The organism is Hyphomonas sp. CACIAM 19H1 (assembly GCF_003325995.1).
Taxonomy (GTDB): domain Bacteria; phylum Pseudomonadota; class Alphaproteobacteria; order Caulobacterales; family Hyphomonadaceae; genus Hyphomonas; species Hyphomonas polymorpha.
Window position 1 is genome coordinate 1271830 of record NZ_CP016437.1, and the last position, 18918, is coordinate 1290747.

Consider the following 18918-nt stretch of genomic DNA (forward strand, 5'->3'; position numbering starts at 1 on the left):
GTAAGACCGGACACAAAAAGAAGCGGGGCGTTTCCGCCCCGCTTTTGATTCCTGCCGTGTATCCGAACTCTCAGAAGTTCAGGCGGATGCCAACGCCCACATAGCGGCCCGGGTTGCCACGGGCGCCGTCTGCGCCGCGATGCATGATGGCGCGCTCGTCGAACACATTGTCCACCTTGGTGTAAACTTCCACCACATCGCTGATGTCATAGGAGGCCGACAGGTCCACCGTGAACAGACTTTCCGTCCGCAGATAGGTGTCGTCAATGCCAAACCGGTCGCAGGTCGTCGTGGTGCAGGTCTCGTCGGTATAGTTCAGCGCCGCATAGACATCCCAGCCGCCCTGATGCTCGATACCGAATTGCAGCACGCCGGTATGCGGCGGGGTATAGTCCAGCGTGTCGCCCGCCAGAACGCCGCCTGCCGTGTCGGCGGCCCGTGTGTATTCGCCATCGGTGTAGGTGTAGGAGAGGCGCGCCGGAATGGAGAAGCTTTCGTTCTGGAAGAGCGTGGCAAACGCGCCCAGTTCCAGGCCGTAAACTTCCTTCGCGCCGCTCTGCAGCGTCGAGCCATCCACGATCCCGCCGGGGCAGGGGTTGGCCACAAGGCAGAGGCGCAGCGCGTTGTCATAGTCGCTGAGGAAGGCGATCGCATCGACGCCAACGGTGCCATTGCGGTAGCGCACACCGGCTTCGTAGTTGACGCTCTCTTCGCCTTTGGTGCCTTCGGCCGCGCTCGATCCGGGTGGAGCAAAGCCTTCATAGGCGCCTGCCAGAAGGGTCCAGTTTGCGTTGACGGCATAGTTCACGCCGAGGCCAACGGAGGTGTTGGTCAGGCTGTTGCGCGGCGCCGGGTTCAGCACGTTGCCAACCGTTTTGATGTCTTCATAGCGGATGACTGGCAGGAAGCTCCAATTGCCATACGAGATGCGGTCGCCCAGCCAGACAGACCAGGCCTCTGCCTCGCCCTTGTTGATGTTCGGCGTGCCAAGGCCCTGGAACACCAGCGCGCCGTTGACCTGCTGGTAGAACTCATTGTTGGCACTGGCCACATTACGGGTTTCGTCTTCGTGGCGGCGCACGCCGAATGTCAGGTTGTGGCTGAAAGCACCGGTCTGGAACTCGCCCTCAAGCTGGGTCTGGATGCCCTGCGAGGTGAACTCCTGGAAGTTATTGCCGTAGCGCACGCCATTGGGATGGGTTGTGTTGGCGGTGCCATCGAGGATCCCCTGCAGCAGCGCGGCGTTCGTCCCGCCAGTGTTGATCGTGTCGGCCACGCTGCCGATGTTCACGCCGTTGATCTGGTTGAGACGCCGGTAGTGACGCTCCGTGTCGGTCCAGTAGGCGGTGGATTTCAGCGCCCATGCGTCGGTGAGGTCAAACTCGTGATGCAGGCTGAACCCCGTGCGGCCCCGGTTCATCTGCTCCAGCTCGGAGAGGCCATAGCGGCGGTCCGGATTGGCTTTGAAGTCGGCGTCCGTCAGGCCCAGATACGACACGTCATGGGTTTCGTCATTGTACTGGCCCTTGAACTCCAGCCGCTGGCGCGTCCCTTCCCATTGCAGGCGCAGAATGTATTCCTCGATCTCGTTTCCGGCTGAGCGGGCAGAGCGGTCGATCTTCTGGAAGCCGTCGGTCGTGCTCTGGAAGGTCTCCACCAGGAAGCCGACCTGGCCCACCTGATCGCCATACCAGGCATGGACGCGGCCGGTATTGTTCTCGCCAAACTCGGCGCGCACAAATCCGGCGCGCTCCTCGGGGATCGCCGTTGCCAGAAGGTTCACCACACCGGTCACCGTCTGGGGCCCGTAGAGCAGGGTCTCAGGGCCTTTCAGCACTTCCACGCTGCGCATCCGCGAGATGTTGGGGAAGAAATAGGCCGACGTGTTGGCGTAAGGTGCCATCGCGGCGGGCACGCCGTCTTCCAGCACCAGGATCCGGTCGCTGCGGCCGGAAGAGGAGGCGCGGATGCCGATCCGCGGGAAAGCGCCGAGCCCGTCCTCATCGCGCACATAAACGCCCGGAACGGCGCGCAGCACCGAGTTGACGTTGCTTGATTCGAACTTCTCCAGCTCCCGCTCGGTAAGCGTATAGGCAGAGCCATAGGTCGATTGCGGATCTTCGATATTGCCGATCACGGTGACAGTATCGAGCACCCTTACCGCGCGCTCGGCTTCGCTCTCCTCTACAGTTTCAGCGGCGGCCGGCAGGGCCAGCCCCAGTGCCATCAGAGCTGCGCCCGTCAGCAGGCGCGCGCGGCGGAATATGTGGTCGGTCGGTCGGTTCTCGTCGGCAAATTGCACTGGCGGGGCTCCCTCTGGCCGGAATGTTGGTTGCTCCTAACCGCGAATGATTGTGCAAATCAATCGCATTTGTGTCGCGCTGTCACAATTTGCCGCCTGACTGATGCGCTCCCGCCTCGCTTTGGAAGCGCCCCGGCGGGGCGGGCGGCTCGGCCTCTGCCGCGTACGGCTTCTTGCTGCGCGCAGGCGCCTTTCGCCGTCTTGCCAGCGGCTATCGCACGGTCCATGTAGCGGGGCTGTTAAATGCCATGGAAAGCCCCCTGATGGCCCGTCATCTGAACGCATCTGAGCCCGGTTTCGAGGAGGCCCTGCGCCATTTCCTCGACGAAGACCGTGGCCAGGGCGAAGACGTTGCCGGCATCGTTGCTGCTATCATCAAGGATGTACGCCAGCGGGGCGGGGCAGCTGTGGCTGACTACACCGCGAAGTTTGACCGTCTGCAGCTCGATCCCTCGACCCTGCAGTCGGACAATGTAAACCTCGACCTCATCGCCGCCGAGTGCCCCGCAGACCTGCGCGAGGCCATCGATTTCGCGCATGACCGTATCGCCGCCTACCACACTGCCCAGCGCCCGGCAGACCATCGCTTCACTGATAGCGCCGGGGTCGAACTCGGCTGGCGCTGGACCGCGCTGGACTCGGTCGGCGTCTACGTTCCCGGCGGCCGGGCGAGCTACCCCTCATCCGTGCTGATGAATATCGTGCCCGCGCGCATCGCAGGCGTGGAGCGCATCGTCATGGTCGCCCCGGCGCCCGATGGCGAACTCGCCCCGGCCGTCGCCTATGCAGCGCTGAAGGCGGGCGCCACCGAGTTTTACCCCATCGGCGGGGCGCAGGCCGTCGCCGCGCTCGCCTATGGCGCCGGTCCCATCGCGCCTGTGGACAAGATCGTCGGACCCGGCAACGCCTTCGTCGCCGAGGCCAAGCGCCAGGTGTTCGGCAAGGTCGGTATCGACACCATCGCCGGCCCTTCCGAAATCCTCGTGATCGCTGACGCCACAGCAAATCCGGACTGGGTGGCCGCAGACCTGCTCAGCCAGGCCGAGCATGATCCCTCCAGCCAGTCGATCCTCATCACGCTGGACGTCGCCCTCGGCGCGGCTGTTGAGAAGGCTGTGGATAACCAGTTGAATTCCCTGCCCACGGGTGAGCGGGCCCGCGAGGCCTGGCTCGCCCACGGCGCCGTCATCACTGCGCCGGACGCCGCCACCGCCGCCTTTGCTGCCAACATCATCGCCGCCGAGCATGTCGAGCTCTGCATCGAAGATCCTGACGCGATGCTGCCGCTGATCCGCCATGCCGGCGCGGTCTTCCTTGGCCACCACACGCCCGAGGCGCTCGGCGATTATGTCACCGGCTCCAACCACGTCCTGCCGACCAGCCGCGCCGCGCGCTTTTCCTCCGGCCTCGGACTGTATGACTTTGTGAAGCGGATGAGCATCCAGCGCGCAGGACCACAAGGCCTCGCCGCGCTGGCGCCTGCCGCCCTGCGCCTCGCCGAAGCCGAGCGCCTCCCGGCGCATGGCCGCTCCGTTTCCATACGAACAAATCAGGGCGGCTGATCCATGGGCGCCAACCGGCTCGTCGCCGTCCATATTGACGAAGACACGCTCGGCGCCTCCGGCCCGGACGCGGAGCATGAGCGCCGCGTCGCTATTTTTGACCTGATCGAGGAAAACACCTTCGGCGTCATCGGCGAGGATCGCGGGCCCTACGTCCTCGCGCTCAGCCAGCATGAGCGCCGCCTCGTCTTCGCCATCAAGACCGAGCCCGGCGAGGAAGTGCACACCTTCATTCTCTCCCTCTCACCGTTTCGCGGCGTGATCCGGGACTATTTCACCATCTGCGACAGCTATTACGAAGCCATCCGCACGAGCACGCCCCACCAGATCGAAGCCATCGACATGGCCCGGCGCGGCATCCACAATGAAGGCTCGGAGCTTCTGAAAGAGCGTCTGGAAGGCAAGATCGACATCGACTTCCAGACAGCCCGCCGCCTCTTCACCCTCATCTGCGCCCTTCACGCCGGCCAGGGCCGCGCGCCGGGGGCGTGATCGGCCGCCTCCGGAAAGCAACCCATCGCGGCCAGTGTCCAGCTGAGGGCGTCCATGATGTCCGTATGCGGCTCATGGCCGAGAAATGAAACGAGCCTGGTATTGTCCAGTTCCGCCGTCTCTTCCCACAGATACCGCATCTCGGCGAGTTCCCGGAAGATACGCACAAAAGGCGACAGCAGGACCAGGGCAGGCCAGGGCATCGCAGCGATCTTTGCCTTTCCGCCATTGGCCGCGCGCACAGCTTCGGCAAAGGCTACGCCGCGCGCAAAATAATGACCGCGGAAATGAAACCGTTCGAAAGCGGTAAGCTCTGCCTCACGGTCCAGCAGGGCAGCGGCGGCCTGGCCATAGTCGGGCAGATACGCCCAGGCATGGCCTGCGTCCCGCTTGCCCGGATAGGTGATCTTCGTCACCGGCTTGCCCGGCGTCACCATGCCTTGCGAAAACCACGAGTTTCCGGCGGAAGCGCCGAAGAAATCTCCCGCGCGCAGGATCAGCGTCCGCACGCCTTCCTGTGTGGCCGCCTCCAGCCGCTGTTCCATCTGCACACGGATACGCCCCTTGCGGGTATGCGGCCGCTGAGGCGCGTCTTCTGTCAGCAGCGGCAGGGCATCCCGGCCATAATTATAGATCGTACCCGGAAGGAAAATCCGGGCGCCGGAAACCTTTGCCGCCGCCACCGTGTTTTCCAGCATGGGCAGCACCAGCTTTGCCCAATCCTTGTAACCCGGCGGGTTCACGCCATGCACGATCACATCGGCGCCGATTGCGGCGGCGGCAACATCTGCCGCATTCAGCGCATCGCCCACCACCCATTCGGCTTGCGGCAGGCGGGCCGGAACGGGCCTGCGCGCCATGGCCCGCACCTGCCAGCCGCGCTGGATCAGCGCCCGCGCGATCTCGTATCCAGCCCCGCCGGTCACCCCGAGTACCAGCGCCCGCTTTTCGTCCTTCATGGTCCCATCTCCTTGCTCTTGGGTGAGGCAAAGGTGGCGTAGGGTAGGGATAAACGAAATTGCTATAATAAATGGATCAGATATACGTATATACATGAACTCGTCTGCGGCACCCTGGGATCATATCCGCTCTTTCCTCGCCGTTCTGGAGGAGGGCAGCCTTTCGCGTGCCGCTCGCCGCCTGTCTCTCACTCAGCCGACGCTCTCCCGGCACATCGATCAGCTTGAGGTCTCGCTGGGAGGCCCGCTGTTTACCCGTTCTCCGCGGGGTCTCATACCGACAGACAAAGCGCGGATGATTGAGCCCTATGCGCGCACGATTGCGGCCTCTGCCGCCGCCATGGTCCGGGCCGCCTCTGGTCCCTTGAGTGAGGTGACCGGCGCGGTGCGTATTTCGGCCAGCGAGGTGGTCGGCATGGAATTGCTGCCAGGAATGCTGGCGCCGCTGCGCGAAGCCCATCCCGGCCTCAGCTTTGAAATCATTGCCACCAACCAGTCGAGCGACCTGCTCCGCCGCGACGCAGACATCGCCATCCGTATGGTACGGCCCCAGCAGGCCGCGCTGCTGGCGCGAAAGGTGGGCGATGTGGAACTCGGCCTCTTCGCCCACCGGGATTATCTGGCCCGTCACGGAACCCTGAATAGCCTGGAAGATATGGCCGGCCATGCCCTGATCGGCTTTGATCATGAAACGGTCAGTGTACAGGCCCTGCGCGCCATGGGGCTGACGCTGGACCGTGCGGATTTTGCCTGGCGCTCTGACAGTGATCTGGTCCAACTCAAGCTGGCGCTGGCGGGCGCAGGCATCGGCGTCTGCCAGGTGGGGCTCGCCCGGAGCGCCGGTAACATGGTGCGTCTGGTTCCTGATGAGTTTTCGTTTGCCCTTGAAACCTGGGTTACCATGCATGAGGAACTCAAAGGCGTCGCCCGCATGAAGGCCACCTTTGATCATCTCGTTGAGGCGATGAGCCAGTATATCCGGGATCAGGAATGCCCAGACTGAACGCTCACCCCAACCCGCTGCGGAACCTCCGGCTGCCGGTCAGCATGGCGCCATTGGAGAGGGTCAGTTCGAAATCGCCCGAACTCGTTGTGCGCGTTTCGCGGATGTGGTGGCGGTTGACGATCCGGGACCGGTGGATGCGCACAAAGTCCGGTTTTGCGTCCGGGCTTGTCTCGATCTGTCCGGAAATGTCCGGATTTGTCCTTGCGCTGTCACGGGCTGACAGGCGTTTTCCCCAGTCTGCCAGTGTCGCGCGCAGCAGATGGCTGCCTCCGGCCGTGTGCAGCGTCACATAGTTTCCCGCCGCTTCCAGCCACAGGATTTCGCCGGGCAGCAGGAACAGCGTCCGCCCGCCCGCCTTCACTTCGATACGCTCCGGCCCGCGAGAGGCATCGGGAGCAGGGGCCGCCTCGCGCGCCGCCCACCAGGCATAGGCGGTGTAAACGCCCACAAAGATTCCATAAGTAATAAGGTCTTTGCGCCACTCATAGAGCAGCGTCACCCAGAGGCCACCGCTGAAAAAGTCGTACGGCCAGCCCAGCACCGCATAGGCCGCCTCCCGCGCGGGCACCATGGCGCCCACATGCGCCAGCGAAAAAGGCACGCTCAGCCCGGCATGGATCAGCAGCGCCAGCGGCAGCCTCGGCCCCAGCAGCGGCCAGCGCTTCACCGCCCACCCCACCAGCGGCGCCATCAGTACCAGCACCGCTGCGCTGGTGATCTCCCAGATAAACGGCTCCACCATGTGAACCGTCAGGCCAGAGCGCTGCATCTCGATCAGGTCGGACGTGGCGTTCACCAAAACGACTGGAATGGTCACCAGCGCGATGCTGGCCCAGGGGCCGATGCGAAACCTAGGCCTGCCACTTGCCCCGGATTGTCTGCCAGTTGTCACAGATGCCCCTCCGTTCGTCCCACTGGAGCGCCGTTTCGAGGCATTTGCGTAGCGCCGGTACAGGGGCGGCGCAAGAAGGCGCTCAGTTCAGATCCCTCACGGAGTTCCGGCATGACCCAGCGCCGATACGACCTCGACTGGCTGCGCATCGCGGCCTTCGCCATCCTCATCCTTTACCATTGCGGCATGTTCTATGTGAGCTGGGGCTGGCATGTGAAATCCAGCCATGCCGGGTCGTTGATCGAGCCGTTGATGCGGCTGGCCAATCCCTGGCGGCTGACGCTCCTCTTCCTCATCTCCGGCGCGGCTACCCGCTTCATGGCCGACAAGATGGCCGCCGGCAGCTTCCTGAAGGCGCGGATGGGGCGGCTCTGGCCGCCGCTGATCCTGGCCGTACTTATCATCGTGCCGCCGCAGACTTACTACGAAGTGCTTGAACACGTTCAGGAAAATGGGTTGCCTCAGGATGTCTGGCTCGGCGATTTCTATCGCCGTTATATCACCGCCTCGGGCAACTGGTGCGACGCAGAAGGCTGCATCGTCACGCCCACCTATAATCACATGTGGTTTGTGGCCTATCTCATCCTCTACACGCTGGCCCTGATCCCGCTCCTGCCGCTGCTGCGCCGCATTCCGGCAAGGGCGGTCTCCGGGCTCCTTGCCGGGCCGGGCATCTTCCTGACCCCCTGGGCCTTCCTGTTCGCTACCCGCGTTTTCCTGTTTCCCCTGTTCGGCGAAAGCCATGACTTCCGGCAGGATTGGTATCTCCACACCCTCTACATGGGTGTTTTCCTGCTCGGCTTCGGCATTGCCAAGCATCAGCCCTTTTTTGACGCGGCGGTGCGCCTGCGCTGGCCCATGCTGGCGCTCACCGTGGCGGCCTGGGCCGGGCTTCAGGTCTATTACCGCACCTATACGGCCAGCGATGCCCCGCCGCCCGAAGCCCTGCGCATTCTCTCCCGCGGCATCCGCGAAGCACAGGCCTGGGCCGCCATCCTCAGCGTCATCGGCTTCTTCCACCATCACTTCCGGACGCGGGACACGCCGCTCCGGCGCACGCTCTCGCAGGCGATCTTTCCCTTCTACCTGATCCATCAGACGGTCACCGTGGTGTCGGGCCACTATCTGGATGAACTCGGCCTTCCGGTGTGGGTGGAAGCACCGCTTCTCATCGGCGCCACCGCGCTTGGCTGCTGGCTATTTTATGACCTTGGCCGCCGTCTTCCGCCGCTGCGCATCTGGATCGGTCTGCCCAGCGGAAAAGGGGCTTCGGGGGCGGCCTGAGGCCCCCATGCCCTCTTCGCTTGCTGGAATCTGCTGAAAGCTGTATGGCGCGCGGCTAGTGATGCGTGGAAAAAGCGGCGCGATCGCCGCCGCCTCAGATCTGGATAGAGAATGTCAAAAGAAGAACTGATTGAATTTGAAGGCACGGTCGTCGAACTGCTGCCGAACGCCACGTTCCGGGTGAAGCTCGAGAACGACCATGAGATCATCGCCCACACCGCCGGCAAGATGCGCAAGAACCGCATCCGCGTGCTCACCGGCGACAAGGTGATGGTGGAAATGACCCCCTACGACCTGACCAAGGGCCGTATCACCTACCGCTTCAAGTAAGCCGCCATGCCGGGCAGCGCGCCGCTCATTCTCGCCAGCGCGAGCCCGCGGCGTCTCGAACTCCTCGCCCAGATCGGCATTGTGCCGGATCGGGTCTCCCCCACTGACATCGACGAGACGCGCCGCAAGGACGAATCTCCGCGCGAGCTGGCCCTGCGCCTCGCGCGCGAAAAGGCCGCGGCGTGTCCAGGCGAGGGCGCCTATGTGCTCGCCGCCGATACGGTTGTGGCCCTCGGCCAGCGCAATTTGGAAAAGGCGGCTGACGAGGCAGAGGCCGCCGCCTTCCTGCGCCTCCTCTCCGGCCGCGCACATCAGTGTATCACCGGGGTTGCCGTGCGCGCCCCCGATGGCCGCATCGCCAGCCGCGCCGTGCTTGCCCGTGTAAAGATGAAACGCCTCGCGCAAGCTGAGATCGCCGCCTATGTCGCCGGCGGCGACTGGAAGGGCAAGGCGGGCGGTTATGGCATCCAGGGAGCTGCCGGCGCCTTCGTCACATCCATCAATGGCAGCTACACGGCCATTGTCGGCCTTCCCCTTTATGAAACAAAATCGCTGCTCGAAGGGCTTGGTTATCGCGCCTGATCCTGCAGCGTCTGCGCCGGAAGGCATTGTCTGCCCCGTTTTCGCCACAAGCCTGACAGCGGATTAATTCCGGTCTGGCGGAACCATTTCGGGCCCACGGGCTTTCTTTTTCATCTGATGAGCAATCCCGCTCTTGTCGATGGAGCCCGTGATGAAAACACTTCTCGCCAGCTGCGCCGCCGTTGCCCTTATGGCTTCGCCAGCCTTCGCCCAATCTACCATTGATCCGCAGGTTCCGGATTCTATCCCGGCAGACCCGACGATGCCGGAAGCGTCCGACCCGATGTCGGAATTTGAGCCGCAGACGGAAGCTCTGCCTGAAGAGCTTCCGCCGGAGCCGGACATGGCTGAAGAAGTCCCGCCCGTGACGCCGGATGCCGAGCCGACCATGCAGGCGGATGTTCCGCAGGAAGACGATCAAAACTATGCCGATTTCGACAGTGAGCCGGTCGTGACGGCCGAAATTGGCGACGCTGATGTCTCGCTGGAAGCATCGGTGGATGAAGCAGAGCTTCCGGAAGAATATTCGACCGACGATCTCAACTCCGTGATGTTGGCCAAGGTCAACGACGTGAGCACCGAAATTGAGGCGCTGGACGCAGAAGCCGATGTTTGGGTGACGGCTGACGGTTCGGCTGTTGATCCGGCCTACGCTCCGGAAGGTCAGGGCGACATGGACTACACGGCTGAAGAAGACAGCTTCGTGACGCCGGAGGCCGACACCTCGCTGGAAACGGAAACCTACGAGTCCGAAACCTACATGACCCCGGAAAACGACATGATGATGGAAGATGAAACGTCCATCGAAGATCCGGCTGCTACCGACTACTGATAGTCGTTGAAGTTGGATTGAAGAGAGGCCGGCTCGTCAGAGCCGGCCTTTTTTGTTCGTAGTCGCTGAAGGCTCACGTCCGCTCAGTCATCGACACTGCCGCCATGGACAGCGCCGCGCCGAGGATAACCGCCAGCCACATGGGATTGCTGGCCGCCGCCTGGCTGATCTCCGTCCGGGCAAGGGCGAGGGCGGAAGTCACGGTATGATCCACCCCCACAAAGGCCGAGAGAAGCTCTGGCAGTTGCAGCAAGGCAATCACCGCGCCCACAAAACCGAAGGCGCCAACGGTCAGCCGGCGGATCATCGCCTGGCGGCGAATGCCCTTCATAACACCGGCAGTAAACGGCGCTGCTTCCAGCTGCGCGTCTTCGGCGGCAAACAGGCGGGCGAGGTCGCCATAGTTTTCTTCGTCACGCATCGTCATCACTCCATTATGCCACATCGGCACTGGCAAGGCACGTCCGCAGTTGGGCAACGCCTCGCAAAACATGGGACTTCACGGTGCCAAGCGGCCAACCGGTGGCTTCGGCCGCTTCGCGATGGGAAAGCCCGGCGGCAACACACAGCACCACACACACCCTCTGGGCTTCGGTCAGGCTGTCGAGAGCCCGGGCAAGATCCATGCGGTTTTCCGCTTCATTGGCAGACCGCTCGAATGGCCGGTCAAACGGGATGATCTCCGCGGTCTCGTCAAACTCGATCTCAATCTTCTGGCGGCGGCGCCATTGCAGGAATTCCCGCCAGCAGATGGTACAGATCCAGGCGCTGAACGTGCCGCCGGCATAGGTGCCGAGTTTCTGCCAGGCTGCCAGGAAGGTCATCTGGGCAATGTCGTCCCCTTGCGCCTCCGATCCCGTCAGGCGGCGGGCCATGCCGCGCACCCTTGCCTGATGGCGGCGGACAAGTTCGGCGAAGGCGGCTTCGCTGCCCTTGGCCGCCGCATGGGCGAGATCGGGGTCTGATCGCATATCCCGTCCTCCGGACGCCACCAGCCTGAGATTACTCGGCCGGGGTCTTGTCACGGCCAAATGCCCAGAGGCCAATGTAAGCGATACCGATGAAGATGGGGAAGGTAGCCACGCCCAGCATTGGGGTGAGGGCATCTCTTTCTTCGGCGCCGATCAGCCCGGCGAGCACCGCAAAGGCGGCCCCGAAAGCCAGGAACAGGACGCCCCGGCGAAGGTCGGCGCGCACCGGGTCGGTCAGCAGGGACATCTTGTCCATCATCTCAGGCGACAGGGCCTGTCCCTTGTCGATGGCAAGGCGCAGTGTTTCATGAACGGTGTTGCGCTTGCGGGCGTTGAAGTGGCTGACAATCCACACAATCAACGCGGGTGAAAGAAAGAGAACTACCGGGACGATGACGTCTTCCATATCCATTTCCTGATGCTCCGGAGAGGCTTTTCTGTTGCGGCGCCAGCGTGATTACCGGCGTATCTGCCCGTAAGATGCTGCCACTGCGGATTTCAGATGCAGGGCCTGTGAAAAAAACTTCAGGCTGGGGAGAATGCCCCCATCTCTTGCCCCGAAGGCCGGTGCAGCCTAAGCGCGGGATGAGATGGTCAAGATTACCCCCAAAAGCATGCGCAAGCCTCATATTGCGCCAGACCTCGCTACCCGCGAAGGCCGTGCCCGCGCGGGGCGGGAGCTGTATCTGGGCGATCATGGCTTCCTGCGGGTGTGGTTTTCAAACCTTCACCAGATCTCGCCGGAGATGTGGCGGGCCAATCAGCCCTCTCCCAAGCAGGTGATCGCCCACGCGCAGGAGCGGGGCATCAAGACGATCCTCAACCTTCGCGGCCCCACCACCAAGGGGTTTTACCTCCTGGAAAAGGAGGCCTGCGAGCAGGCGGGCATCGACCTCATCGACTTCCAGATGTTCTCGCGGGAGCCGCCGACGGCGGAGAAGGTCTTCGCGGCGCGCGACCTGTTTGAGCGCATCCGCTATCCGGCCCTGATGCACTGCAAATCCGGCGCAGACCGGGCCGGTATCATGGCCGTTCTCTACAAGCTGCTGCGCGAGACGGTGCCGTACGAGGAGGCGATGGAACAGCTTTCCGGGCGCTATCTGCACATCCGCCACGGCAAGACCGGCGTGCTGGACGCCTTCTTCGAGGCCTATGCCGCTTTCAATGCCGGCCGGCCGCGCGAAGACTGGAAGCCCTTCCTGGACTGGGTGGCGGAGGATTACGACCGGGCCGCGGTCAAGGCCGAATTCCTTCAGAAACTGGGTAAGGGACCAAAACTCGACGAGATCCTCCACCGGGAATAGCGCTTTCCAGCGCCCGGGATTCATGCCAGCACATCGCTCTGAGGGATCGAGGGAGTCTTCCGACATGAAAGCGGGAATCGTTGCCGCCATTGCAGCGTTGGCGCTTGCCGGCTGCGGCCTTGCCGGGCCAAGCGATCACAAGGTTCTGGTGGACGCCTGTGTGGCAGACGGGGAGTCCGAAGCGACCTGCGGCTGCATCACCACCGCAATGGAAAAGAATCTGTCGCCAGAACTCTTTAAGAAGACGGCGCAGGCCGTTGGCCGGGACAAGAAGGACATGATGACCTTCGTGGGCGAGCTGACCGTGCAGGAACAGCTGTCCTTCTCCTCGGTTCTCGGCGACATGTTTGCCTGTTCCCTGACCGGGGAGCCGGCTGAATAAGGGCATTGCTGCGTGTCCGGCTTGCGTCCCCTGACGGAGCAGCCGAGTGTGGCAGGCGCTGGTTAAGGTGACGCGACGGCGCGTTCAGCCTAGAATGGGACTGAAACAGGAAGGGGATGTCCATGAAGTTCATTATTATCAACAGCTTCCGAACGATGGTGTATGTCGCTTATATCTCCATCATCATCGGTGGCATTGCCCTCGGCATTTACCAGAAGGGCGAGTTCACGAACGAATTGCTGGGCCTGTCGGGTGGCCTGGCCCAGTTGGCTGATTTTGCAGTCTTCGCCTTTGGCGGCTGGGTTGCGGCCAGTCTCATCTGCGGCCTGATCGTCACGCTGCTGGACATCCGCGACGACATCAACGACCGCCTGCCGGACGCCCGCCGCGATATGTAAACGCGGCCCTGGTCACAACCGGCCAGACTCAGGATCATATGCCGTCAGGTGTCGCCACCTGGCGGCATTTTCATAACAATCGATACCACCAACCGGGAGGAATACGGGTCATGACACCCATCGCTGCGGCTGCCATCTATTCTGGCGTCAACATTCTCATTCTATTGTTCCTGTCCTTCCGGGTGGTTGGCCGCCGCCGGTCGGCGCAGGTCTCCCTCGGCACAGGCGGGGATGCTGATCTGGAAGTTCGCGTGCGGGCCCACGGCAATGCGTCCGAATACATTCCGGCCACCATGCTCGGTCTGTTCATCGCGGCCAGCCTCGGCGCGCCGCTCTGGGCCGTTCATGCCATCGGCGGAGTTTTCACCTTCGGCCGGGTGCTGCACGGCATCGGCCTGTCGGGCAATATCATGGCGCCGCGGGCGCTTGGCATGGTGCTTACCTGGCTGGGCATGCTGGCCTCCGGTGTGGCCGTGATCTGGCTCGGGCTGTCCTGATTTTGTCCGCGGCTGTCCGGATTTGTCCATCAGGTGACCGGACCTGACCGTCCCCGGTGCGCATCGGGCCTGTTGCACCCAGGCCCGGTGCGGTCCATTTACGCAAGATGGCTGATTCCGAAATTTCCCCCGAAAAAACCCTCTCCGATCTGCTCGACCAGTGCCGCAGGGCCGGGGCCGATGCTGCCGATGCCCGCCTCGGAACCGCCGATGGCGTCAGCGTTTCCGTGCGCGATGGCAAGCTCGAGAGCATCGAACGTGAAGAGAGCGCCAGCATCGCCCTGCGCTGCTTCTTCGGCAAGCGCCAGGCCAGCGTCTCCGGCGCCGATCTCAGCCGCGACGGCCTCAAGGCTCTCGCCGAACGCTGCGTTGCCATGGCCAGAGCCGTTCCCGAAGATAAATTCTGTGGCCTTGCCACCCCTGAAGAACTCATCACCGGCGCGGCGGATCTGGACCTTTCCGGAGAGCCGGAGATCTCCGCTGAAACCCTGGAACGTGAAGCAATTACTGCAGAAGCCGCCGCCCTCGCCATTCCCGGCGTGAAGACGGTGGCCGGCTGCGGCGCCTCCTGGAACCGCTCTGCCCGCTGGGTCGCCGCTACCAACGGCTTCCGCGCTTACAAGACCGGCACCTCCACCAGCCTCGGCCTCTCTGCCGTTGCCGAAAAGAACGGCCAGATGGAGCGGGACTATGACAGCTGGTCGGTCCGCTTCACCAAAGACCGCCCCAGCGCGGAAGAGATCGGCAAGACAGCTGGCGAGCGCACTATTGCCCGCCTCGGCGCCCGCAAGATCGAAACCCAGAAAGCCGCCGTCATCTTTGACCGCCGCGTGTCTGACAGCCTGATTGGCGCGCTGCTCGGCGCCATTTCCGGCCCTTCCATTGCCCGTGGGGTCAGTTTCCTGAAAAATCGCCTCGGCGATCAGGTATTTGCCAAGGGCATCTACATCACGGACGACCCGTTCCGCCCCCTCGGCATGGGTAGCCGCGTGCATGATGGCGAAGGCCTTCCCGTGGCTGAAACCCATCTCATCGAAGACGGCAAGCTGACGACCTGGCTGCTGAACCTGCCGTCCGCGCGCCAGCTGGGCCTCCAGTCCAACGGCTTTGCTTCGCTCGGCTTCGGCGATCCGCCCGGCGTGGCGACCTCCAACGTGTATCTGCGCCCCGGCAAGGACAGCCCCGGCGCCCTGGCCAAGCAGATCGGCAAGGGCCTTCTCGTGACCGACATGTTCGGCCCCTCGATCAACCCCAATACCGGTGACTATTCGGTGGGTGTGGCCGGTTTCTGGATTGAGGGCGGGGAGATTGCCTGGCCTGTCTCCGAGGTGACCGTGGCCGGCGACCTGCCGTCAATGTTTGCCCGGATGATCCCGGCGAATGACCTTGAACTGCGCTCGACGCGCGACGCACCGTCGATCCTCATTGAGGACATGAACCTTGCAGGCAGCTGATCGGACCCTCACGCAGGATCTTGAACTGATGCTGGCGCTGGCCAAGGAGGCGGGCGATCTGGCCCTCTCTTACACGCTGAAAGGCGGCGCCGAAGCCTGGAACAAGACCGGCGGCAAAGGCCCCGTCACCGAAGCAGACCTTGCCGTCAACCGGCTCTGCCTGAATCAGCTCCAGACGGCGCGGCCCGAATATGGCTGGCTTTCCGAAGAAACTCTGGACGATCCGGCGGCACGCGCAAAGTCGCGTGTCTGGGTGGTCGATCCCATCGATGGCACCCGCGCCTATATCAATGGCGATCCGCACTGGTGCATTGCGCTGGCCATTGTGGAGGACGGCGAAGCGGTGGCGAGCGTCCTCTACGCGCCGGCGCTGGGCCAGATGTATTCCGCCCGCAAGGGCGCCGGCGCCTTCCGCAATGGCTGTGTCCTGCGCGCCTCTCAACGCAAGCAGGAGGAGGGGCTGCGCCTGATCGCCAATGACGGCGTGGTGACCCATCCTTCGTGGCCGGAGCCGTGGCCTACCGTTGAATTGGCCCGGCCCAAGCCGAATGCCACCTTGCTGCGGATGGCCTTCGTGGCCGCTGGGGACTGGGACGCAACCCTGGTTCTGGGCGAAAAGGCAGACTGGGACGTGGCCGCCGGCGCCGTGCTCGTTACTGAGGCAGGCGGGCGGGCAACCACGCATCTGGGGGAGCCGCTGGTGTTCAATCAGGCCGTGCCCGCGCAGCGCAGTGTCGTGGCCTCTGGAAACGCGCTGCATCCTTTGTTAGTGCGCCGCGCAGAAGTGGTGAAAATCCCAGACCCTCAGGCGCGAGCCGACCAACCCCTGCCTGTCCCAACGGAGCCAAAACGGATGAATAGTGCGAACACCGGCAAACAATTGCTGCATATCGTCTTCGGCGGTGAGCTGAAGGATGTGACCGGCGTTGAATTCGAAGACCTTTCCCAGATCGACTTCATTGGTGCGTTCCCCAACTATCAGGAAGCCTACGACGCCTGGAAAGCAGCGGCGCAGCGCACGGTAGACCAGGCCGAAATGCGCTATTTCATCTTGCACGCCCACAAGCTGCTGGACCCCGCCACGGGTGACCATCATCACGTCTGATACGCCTCCTGCGCCAAAGGCTGCCCGGCAACGTTCGCTGACGCGGCTGTTCAAGGCGCATTTCTGGCCGCAGAAGGCGTGGTTCATCGGCGGCACGCTGATGGCGGTAATCTCTGCTGTGTGCAGCATCGGCTATGTGGCCGTGCTGGATTATGTCGGCAACGGCCTGCAGGCGGGCATCGAGCGGCAGGCCGCTGGCCAGGCCGCGCCGCTGGCATGGATATGGGCGGGCATCATCGCCATCGTGCTGCTGACGATCGCGCGCGCCTTGTCCATGTATGGCATGACTCTGCTCAACAATACCGGCGTTCAACGCGGCCTCGTGGGTGTGCAGAGCATTCAATATGATGCGCTCACCGATGGAGACTTTGCCCGTGTGGCAGGCGATGCGTCGGGCGGGTTCGTTTCGCGCTTCATCAATGATGTGGTGGCCATCCGCGAGGCGGCGCTGCGCTTTGCCAACAACTTCGCCAAGAGCCTGACGACCATAATCGGCGTTCTGGTCTGGCTGTTCTGGAAGGACTGGCAACTCGCCCTGATCATTGCGGTGGTTTACCCGCTGGCGCTGGGCCCGGTTGTCTCGCTCGGAAACTCCGTGCGCAAACGGTCCAAACGGGCGCAGGAACAGACAGGCGAGATAACCTCTCTGTTGACGGAGGGGTTGCAGTCTGCCCGTGTTGTGAAGGCTTACGGGCTTGAGAACTGGCAGAAGGCGCGAGCAAACAAGGGCTTTGCTGAACGCTCCAGCCTTTTCCTGAAGGTTCTATCCAAGCGGGCAGGAGTTGATCCCGTGCTGGAAGTGTTCGGCGGTTTTGCGCTCGCCGCGCTGCTCGGCTTCGTGGCTTGGCGGATTTCAGAAGGGCAGAGCACGCTGGGCGATCTGCTGGGCTTCATCGGGGCGATTGCGATTGCAGCGCCCGAAGTGCGCGCCCTCGGCAGCATCAGCGCCGTGGCGCAGGAAGGCGCCGCCGCCGCTGACCGCGTGTTCGAGATCGTCGACGAAGCGCCCAAGGTGGCAGACCGCGCCGGTGCAAAAACGCTGAGCGGTGTTCGCGGGGAAATTGCGTTCAGGGATGTTCGTTTTGCCTATCCGGACGGGACGGTCGCGCTGAAGGGGCTTAGCTTTGCGGCCCAGCCGGGAGAGACAGTGGCGATCGTGGGGGCGTCCGGAGCAGGCAAGTCTACCGTCTTCAACCTGCTCATGCGGCTCTATGATGCCTCAGCAGGCAGCGTGGCGGTCGACGGCGTGGATGTGCGCGATGTGACGGGCGCCAGCCTGCGCGCGCAGATGGGTCTTGTGGCGCAGGACTCCGCTCTCTTTGATGACAGCATCGCCAACAATATTGCGCTTGGCCGTATAGGCGCTTCGCGCGCCGAAATCGAGGCGGCGGCGCGGGCCGCCAATGCGCATGATTTCATCAGTGTGCTGCCGGGAGGATATGATGCGCCGGCCGGCGAGATGGGGCGCAATCTCTCGGGCGGTCAGCGCCAGCGCGTGGCGCTCGCCCGCGCCATCCTGCGCGGGGCGCCCATCCTGCTGCTGGACGAGGCGACCTCCGCGCTGGACGCTGAAAGCGAAGCGAAGGTGCAGGCCGCGCTGGCGGAATTCGGCAAGGGGCGCACAGTGCTGATCATTGCCCACCGCCTCTCCACCGTGCGCGCGGCAGACCGGATCGTGGTGATGGAAGATGGCCGCGCCGTGGAAGAGGGCACGCATGACGCGCTGATGGCGGCCGGCGGCGCTTATCGCCGGCTGGTGGAGTTGCAGCTCAGCTAGTCGCCGGTAAAGTCCGGATCGCGCTTCTCGAAGAAGGCTTTGACGCCTTCACGGAAATCATCCGTCTGCTGCATGAGGGCAAAGGCCTCCAGATCGCGGTGTGCGGTGGCCTGGGCCAGTGCGAGGGCGGCGATGTTCACGTCCTGCTTCACCATCTTCAGCGCCGTTGGCGGCAGTTTTGCCGCTGAGGCCGCAATCTCCCTTGCCTTGGCCAGGGCGCTTCCGGGCGAGGCGAGATGATCATAGAGCCCCCAGGACAGCGCTGTCTCAGCGCCAATCTTTTCGCAGAGACCCGCGATGCGCTTCGTCCGTGCCGGGCCGACCAGCGCGACGAAGCGGGGGATGGAGCCCCAGCTCATATTCATGCCGCGCTCGACCTCGGGAACGTAAAAGGTGGCCTCTGAAGAGGCAACGCGCAGGTCGCAGAATGCGCTGAGCGCAGCGCCGCCGCCGACGCACCAGCCTTCGATGGCGCAGATTGTCAGCGCGTCCACCTGTTCCCAGGCGGCGCACATATCCGGCCCATTGCGCAGGCGGATGCGGCGTTCCGAATAGCCGAGCTTGCGGGCATCCGCACCTTCGGGATCTTTCAGATCAGCGCCAAGGGTGAAGTTATCGGCGCGGCCGGTGAGAATGACGGCAGAAATCGCCGGATCGCCGTGAAAGCGCTTTGCTGATTCCGTCAGTTCACGCATCAGTTTCTGGCTGAGGGCGTTCGCTTTTGAGCCAGTGTCGAACGACACGGTGGCGATGCGGCCTTCTGTTTCAATTCGCACAAGGTCCATGGTG

Annotated in this window: 21 protein-coding genes; 14 read left to right on the forward strand and 7 right to left on the reverse strand. The window is 63.3% G+C overall.

From position 1 onward, the window contains the following. Nucleotides 1-70 precede the first annotated feature (70 nt). Nucleotides 71-2302 carry a TonB-dependent receptor domain-containing protein gene (locus BBF93_RS06170; protein WP_114105324.1) on the reverse strand — a complete coding sequence of 744 codons (2232 nt, stop codon included), beginning with the start codon at nucleotides 2300-2302 and terminating at the stop codon, nucleotides 71-73. A gap of 263 nt (nucleotides 2303-2565) precedes the next feature. Here BBF93_RS06170 and hisD point away from each other — a divergent pair, with 263 nt between their 5' ends. Both hisD and BBF93_RS06180 read left to right on the forward strand, forming a co-directional pair. Beyond that, nucleotides 2566-3864 carry a histidinol dehydrogenase gene (gene hisD, locus BBF93_RS06175; RefSeq protein ID WP_114107015.1) on the forward strand — a complete coding sequence of 433 codons (1299 nt, stop codon included), beginning with the start codon at nucleotides 2566-2568 and terminating at the stop codon, nucleotides 3862-3864. A gap of 3 nt (nucleotides 3865-3867) precedes the next feature. Further along, entirely contained in the window at nucleotides 3868-4356 is a 489-nt protein-coding gene (locus BBF93_RS06180; protein WP_035599396.1) for a UPF0262 family protein, read from the forward strand. Here BBF93_RS06180 and BBF93_RS06185 read toward each other — a convergent pair. Beyond that, on the reverse strand, nucleotides 4323-5315 hold the full coding sequence (locus tag BBF93_RS06185; RefSeq protein WP_114105325.1) for an NAD-dependent epimerase/dehydratase family protein: 993 nt from the start codon (nucleotides 5313-5315) through the stop codon (nucleotides 4323-4325). The genes BBF93_RS06180 and BBF93_RS06185 overlap by 34 nt on opposite strands. Before the next feature lie 94 nt (nucleotides 5316-5409). Here BBF93_RS06185 and BBF93_RS06190 point away from each other — a divergent pair, with 94 nt between their 5' ends. Continuing rightward, the gene (locus BBF93_RS06190) at nucleotides 5410-6318 is read left to right on the forward strand and encodes a LysR family transcriptional regulator (protein WP_114105326.1); all 909 of its coding nucleotides are present in this window, start codon (nucleotides 5410-5412) and stop codon (nucleotides 6316-6318) included. Nucleotides 6319-6322: 4 nt separating this feature from the next. Here BBF93_RS06190 and BBF93_RS06195 read toward each other — a convergent pair whose 3' ends face one another. Continuing rightward, the gene (locus BBF93_RS06195; RefSeq protein WP_162786430.1) at nucleotides 6323-7138 is read right to left on the reverse strand and encodes a LytTR family DNA-binding domain-containing protein; all 816 of its coding nucleotides are present in this window, start codon (nucleotides 7136-7138) and stop codon (nucleotides 6323-6325) included. A gap of 186 nt (nucleotides 7139-7324) precedes the next feature. Between BBF93_RS06195 and BBF93_RS06200 the strand changes: the two genes are divergently transcribed. From BBF93_RS06200 to BBF93_RS06215, 4 genes are all read left to right on the forward strand, one after another. Then, nucleotides 7325-8497 (forward strand): acyltransferase, encoded by a 1173-nt coding sequence (locus tag BBF93_RS06200; protein ID WP_114105328.1) that lies wholly within the window; start codon nucleotides 7325-7327, stop codon nucleotides 8495-8497. 111 nt (nucleotides 8498-8608) lie between these two features. Next, nucleotides 8609-8827, forward strand: a complete 219-nt coding sequence (gene infA, locus BBF93_RS06205) for a translation initiation factor IF-1 (protein ID WP_011646371.1) — start codon at nucleotides 8609-8611, stop codon at nucleotides 8825-8827. Between the two features lie 6 nt (nucleotides 8828-8833). Continuing rightward, a complete protein-coding gene (locus tag BBF93_RS06210; protein ID WP_114105329.1) occupies nucleotides 8834-9409 on the forward strand; it encodes a nucleoside triphosphate pyrophosphatase in 576 nt (191 codons plus the stop codon). Nucleotides 9410-9560: 151 nt separating this feature from the next. After that, nucleotides 9561-10241 carry a hypothetical protein gene (locus BBF93_RS06215; RefSeq protein ID WP_162786431.1) on the forward strand — a complete coding sequence of 227 codons (681 nt, stop codon included), beginning with the start codon at nucleotides 9561-9563 and terminating at the stop codon, nucleotides 10239-10241. A 73-nt stretch (nucleotides 10242-10314) separates the two neighbouring features. Here the strand turns inward: BBF93_RS06215 and BBF93_RS06220 are convergent, their stop codons facing one another. Genes BBF93_RS06220 through BBF93_RS06230 form a run of 3 tightly spaced genes read right to left on the reverse strand, consistent with a single transcriptional unit; the run spans nucleotide 10315 to nucleotide 11624 of the window. Continuing rightward, a complete protein-coding gene (locus tag BBF93_RS06220; protein WP_035599409.1) occupies nucleotides 10315-10662 on the reverse strand; it encodes a hypothetical protein in 348 nt (115 codons plus the stop codon). Nucleotides 10663-10675: 13 nt separating this feature from the next. Beyond that, on the reverse strand, nucleotides 10676-11212 hold the full coding sequence (locus BBF93_RS06225; protein ID WP_035599412.1) for an RNA polymerase sigma factor: 537 nt from the start codon (nucleotides 11210-11212) through the stop codon (nucleotides 10676-10678). Between the two features lie 31 nt (nucleotides 11213-11243). Next, nucleotides 11244-11624 (reverse strand): DUF6249 domain-containing protein, encoded by a 381-nt coding sequence (locus tag BBF93_RS06230; protein ID WP_114105332.1) that lies wholly within the window; start codon nucleotides 11622-11624, stop codon nucleotides 11244-11246. A gap of 202 nt (nucleotides 11625-11826) precedes the next feature. Here BBF93_RS06230 and BBF93_RS06235 point away from each other — a divergent pair, with 202 nt between their 5' ends. From BBF93_RS06235 to BBF93_RS06265, 7 genes are all read left to right on the forward strand, one after another. After that, nucleotides 11827-12516: a tyrosine-protein phosphatase gene (locus BBF93_RS06235; protein WP_233349292.1), complete on the forward strand. Its 690-nt coding sequence runs from the start codon at nucleotides 11827-11829 to the stop codon at nucleotides 12514-12516. 64 nt (nucleotides 12517-12580) lie between these two features. After that, entirely contained in the window at nucleotides 12581-12898 is a 318-nt protein-coding gene (locus BBF93_RS06240; protein WP_114105334.1) for a hypothetical protein, read from the forward strand. Between the two features lie 122 nt (nucleotides 12899-13020). Continuing rightward, nucleotides 13021-13296: a hypothetical protein gene (locus BBF93_RS06245; RefSeq protein ID WP_035599546.1), complete on the forward strand. Its 276-nt coding sequence runs from the start codon at nucleotides 13021-13023 to the stop codon at nucleotides 13294-13296. 110 nt (nucleotides 13297-13406) lie between these two features. Beyond that, nucleotides 13407-13793, forward strand: a complete 387-nt coding sequence (locus BBF93_RS06250) for an MAPEG family protein (RefSeq protein WP_162786432.1) — start codon at nucleotides 13407-13409, stop codon at nucleotides 13791-13793. Between the two features lie 107 nt (nucleotides 13794-13900). Continuing rightward, the gene (locus tag BBF93_RS06255; protein WP_114105336.1) at nucleotides 13901-15247 is read left to right on the forward strand and encodes a TldD/PmbA family protein; all 1347 of its coding nucleotides are present in this window, start codon (nucleotides 13901-13903) and stop codon (nucleotides 15245-15247) included. Continuing rightward, nucleotides 15234-16352: an inositol monophosphatase family protein gene (locus tag BBF93_RS06260; RefSeq protein ID WP_233349293.1), complete on the forward strand. Its 1119-nt coding sequence runs from the start codon at nucleotides 15234-15236 to the stop codon at nucleotides 16350-16352. The genes BBF93_RS06255 and BBF93_RS06260 overlap by 14 nt, the downstream gene beginning before the upstream one ends. Then, the gene (locus tag BBF93_RS06265) at nucleotides 16333-18129 is read left to right on the forward strand and encodes an ABC transporter ATP-binding protein (RefSeq protein ID WP_233349294.1); all 1797 of its coding nucleotides are present in this window, start codon (nucleotides 16333-16335) and stop codon (nucleotides 18127-18129) included. Before BBF93_RS06260 ends, BBF93_RS06265 begins: the two co-directional genes overlap by 20 nt. On the opposite strand, the gene BBF93_RS06270 is transcribed toward BBF93_RS06265, so the two are convergent. After that, the gene (locus BBF93_RS06270) at nucleotides 18126-18914 is read right to left on the reverse strand and encodes an enoyl-CoA hydratase/isomerase family protein (protein WP_114105338.1); all 789 of its coding nucleotides are present in this window, start codon (nucleotides 18912-18914) and stop codon (nucleotides 18126-18128) included. The two genes, BBF93_RS06265 and BBF93_RS06270, sit on opposite strands and share 4 nt — an antisense overlap. Nucleotides 18915-18918: the final 4 nt, after the last annotated feature.

Bases quoted from the DNA above. Each gene is read 5' to 3' on its own strand.
- BBF93_RS06255 (WP_114105336.1), top strand. From the start codon at position 13,901: ATGGCTGATTCCGAAATTTCCCCCGAAAAAACCCTCTCCGATCTGCTC.
- BBF93_RS06185 (WP_114105325.1), bottom strand. From the start codon at position 5,315: ATGAAGGACGAAAAGCGGGCGCTGGTACTCGGGGTGACCGGCGGGGCT.
- infA (WP_011646371.1), top strand. From the start codon at position 8,609: ATGTCAAAAGAAGAACTGATTGAATTTGAAGGCACGGTCGTCGAACTG.
- BBF93_RS06230 (WP_114105332.1), bottom strand. From the start codon at position 11,624: ATGGATATGGAAGACGTCATCGTCCCGGTAGTTCTCTTTCTTTCACCC.
- BBF93_RS06190 (WP_114105326.1), top strand. From the start codon at position 5,410: ATGAACTCGTCTGCGGCACCCTGGGATCATATCCGCTCTTTCCTCGCC.
- BBF93_RS06200 (WP_114105328.1), top strand. From the start codon at position 7,325: ATGACCCAGCGCCGATACGACCTCGACTGGCTGCGCATCGCGGCCTTC.
- BBF93_RS06245 (WP_035599546.1), top strand. From the start codon at position 13,021: ATGAAGTTCATTATTATCAACAGCTTCCGAACGATGGTGTATGTCGCT.
- BBF93_RS06240 (WP_114105334.1), top strand. From the start codon at position 12,581: ATGAAAGCGGGAATCGTTGCCGCCATTGCAGCGTTGGCGCTTGCCGGC.
- hisD (WP_114107015.1), top strand. From the start codon at position 2,566: ATGGCCCGTCATCTGAACGCATCTGAGCCCGGTTTCGAGGAGGCCCTG.
- BBF93_RS06225 (WP_035599412.1), bottom strand. From the start codon at position 11,212: ATGCGATCAGACCCCGATCTCGCCCATGCGGCGGCCAAGGGCAGCGAA.
- BBF93_RS06270 (WP_114105338.1), bottom strand. From the start codon at position 18,914: ATGGACCTTGTGCGAATTGAAACAGAAGGCCGCATCGCCACCGTGTCG.
- BBF93_RS06215 (WP_162786431.1), top strand. From the start codon at position 9,561: ATGAAAACACTTCTCGCCAGCTGCGCCGCCGTTGCCCTTATGGCTTCG.
- BBF93_RS06210 (WP_114105329.1), top strand. From the start codon at position 8,834: ATGCCGGGCAGCGCGCCGCTCATTCTCGCCAGCGCGAGCCCGCGGCGT.
- BBF93_RS06220 (WP_035599409.1), bottom strand. From the start codon at position 10,662: ATGCGTGACGAAGAAAACTATGGCGACCTCGCCCGCCTGTTTGCCGCC.
- BBF93_RS06235 (WP_233349292.1), top strand. From the start codon at position 11,827: ATGCGCAAGCCTCATATTGCGCCAGACCTCGCTACCCGCGAAGGCCGT.
- BBF93_RS06180 (WP_035599396.1), top strand. From the start codon at position 3,868: ATGGGCGCCAACCGGCTCGTCGCCGTCCATATTGACGAAGACACGCTC.
- BBF93_RS06250 (WP_162786432.1), top strand. From the start codon at position 13,407: ATGACACCCATCGCTGCGGCTGCCATCTATTCTGGCGTCAACATTCTC.